The 1,831-nt window shown below is 62.9% G+C and carries 3 protein-coding genes; all 3 read left to right on the top strand.

The features are described from left to right. Positions 1-21 precede the first annotated feature (21 nt). On the top strand, positions 22-1,143 hold the full coding sequence (locus WBV42_RS17970; protein ID WP_423987240.1) for an ABC transporter ATP-binding protein: 1,122 nt from the start codon (positions 22-24) through the stop codon (positions 1,141-1,143). Between the two features lie 3 nt (positions 1,144-1,146). Then, positions 1,147-1,320: a hypothetical protein gene (locus tag WBV42_RS17965; protein ID WP_190303841.1), complete on the top strand. Its 174-nt coding sequence runs from the start codon at positions 1,147-1,149 to the stop codon at positions 1,318-1,320. 140 nt (positions 1,321-1,460) lie between these two features. After that, positions 1,461-1,831 (top strand): DeoR family transcriptional regulator (locus WBV42_RS17960; protein WP_423987239.1); only part of this gene is annotated, 371 nt, incomplete at its 3' end.

Genomic DNA, 1,831 nt, shown 5'->3' with positions numbered 1-1,831 from the left:
ATCCAACCGACGGTGGTATCGATGGCTGAAGTAACGCTCGACACGCTCGAAAAACGGTTCGGCGAAGTGGTCGCGGTCGACGGAATCTCGCTCGACATCCCCGACGAGTCCTTCACGGTGTTCGTCGGTCCGTCCGGGTGTGGAAAGACAACGACCCTTCGGCTCATCGCCGGACTCGAACGCGCGACCGACGGCGAGATTCACATCGGCGACACGATGGTCAACGACCACCGCGCCTACGAACGGGACATCGCGATGGTGTTCCAGAACTACGCGCTCTACCCGCACAAGACGGTCGGCGAGAACATGCGATTCGGGCTGGAACAGCACGGCGTGGACGACGACATCATCGAAGAACGCGTGTCCGACGCCGCGGACCTCCTCCAGATCGACGACCTCCTCGACCGACGTCCGGCGGAGCTCTCCGGCGGACAACAACAGCGCGTCGCGCTCGGCCGCGCCATCGTCCGGGAACCCGACGTGTTCCTGATGGACGAACCGCTGTCGAATCTGGACGCCAAACTGCGGGTGCAGATGCGCGCCGAACTCAACAAGCTGCACGAGCAGTTGTCCACGACGACGGTGTACGTCACCCACGACCAGATCGAGGCGATGACGCTCGCCGACCAGATCGCCGTGATGAACGACGGCGAGATTCAGCAGGTGGGCGACCCGACGTACGTCTACACGCATCCACGGAACCAGTTCGTCGCCGACTTCCTCGGAAGCCCGTCGATGAACTTCGTGGAGGGGACGCTGACCAACCGCGACGGAACGCCCGTCGTGGACGTCGGGCCGTTCCAACACGAGGTGCCCGAATCCTATCGAGACGCGCTCGACGACAAGTTCGGCGAGGAAATCGTCGTCGGTGTCCGCCCGGAGAACGTCACGCTCCGACCGGACGGCCTTCCCGCACTCGTGGAAGTCGTCGAACCGCAGGGTGAGAAGACCGTCCTCGAACTCGACCTCGGCAACGACATCACCATCAAGGCGTCCGTGGAACCGAGCGTTCCGGTCGAACTCAACGACCGCGTCAACGTCGAATTCGATCGACGGTCGCTCCACTACTTCGATGCCAGCAGCGGTGAATCACTGACGTACTCCCCGTCCAAGGAATCGAAGCGGATGGAGGCAACGCACTGACCGATGGCACAAACGATCACGTCGTGGGTGCCGGAGCGGGACATCCTGCTGGTGGCTGCTTGCTGTCTGCTGGCCCTCATCGCGGCGTACAACTATCTCGTCGGCTCGTACGGCGGGACCATCGTCGCGACCGTGGGGGCGGGTATCGCGTTGCTGTTTCTCGTCTTCACCGGCTGAGATGATGCCGAACCGCCCCACTCCCCGCACTCGAACCGACCTCGCTCTCCCACACCAGAGACGTTATTGGGTAGAATTGCCTACAGGAGAGACGAACGAGACGCTCCCGGCTCACGGTCGAGTCGGCATGATACGAACATATGTTGCCTGACGAACGGAAACGAGAGATAGCCGAGATTGTCACCGAAGAGAACGGCAGTACCGTCGCCGACCTCGCGGGTCGGCTCGACGTTTCGGAGGCGACCATCCGACGAGACCTCCGCGACCTGGAGGACGACGGGCGCGTCGAGCGGTCACACGGCGGCGCACTCCCCGTCAAAACCGTCGGCGAGGAGCGAACCTACGGACAGAAGCAAGTCCAAGGGCGGGATGCGAAACGGATCATCGGAGAACGCGCCGCCGAAACCCTCCAAGACGGGCAGGTCGTCTTCTTCGATTCGGGAACGACGACCATCGAAGTCGCCAAACACGTCCCCGACGACGTGACCATCACCGCCGCGACCAACTCGCC

The organism is Haladaptatus sp. (assembly GCF_049589095.1).
In the GTDB taxonomy this organism is placed as follows: Archaea; Halobacteriota; Halobacteria; order Halobacteriales; family Haladaptataceae; genus Haladaptatus.
This window is presented reverse-complemented; position numbering and strand designations above follow the sequence as displayed.

What these genes read in the sequence shown, in the direction of transcription:
- WBV42_RS17965 (WP_190303841.1), top strand. Translation starts at nt 1,147, where the DNA reads ATGGCACAAACGATCACGTCGTGGGTGCCGGAGCGGGACATCCTGCTG.
- WBV42_RS17970 (WP_423987240.1), top strand. Translation starts at nt 22, where the DNA reads ATGGCTGAAGTAACGCTCGACACGCTCGAAAAACGGTTCGGCGAAGTG.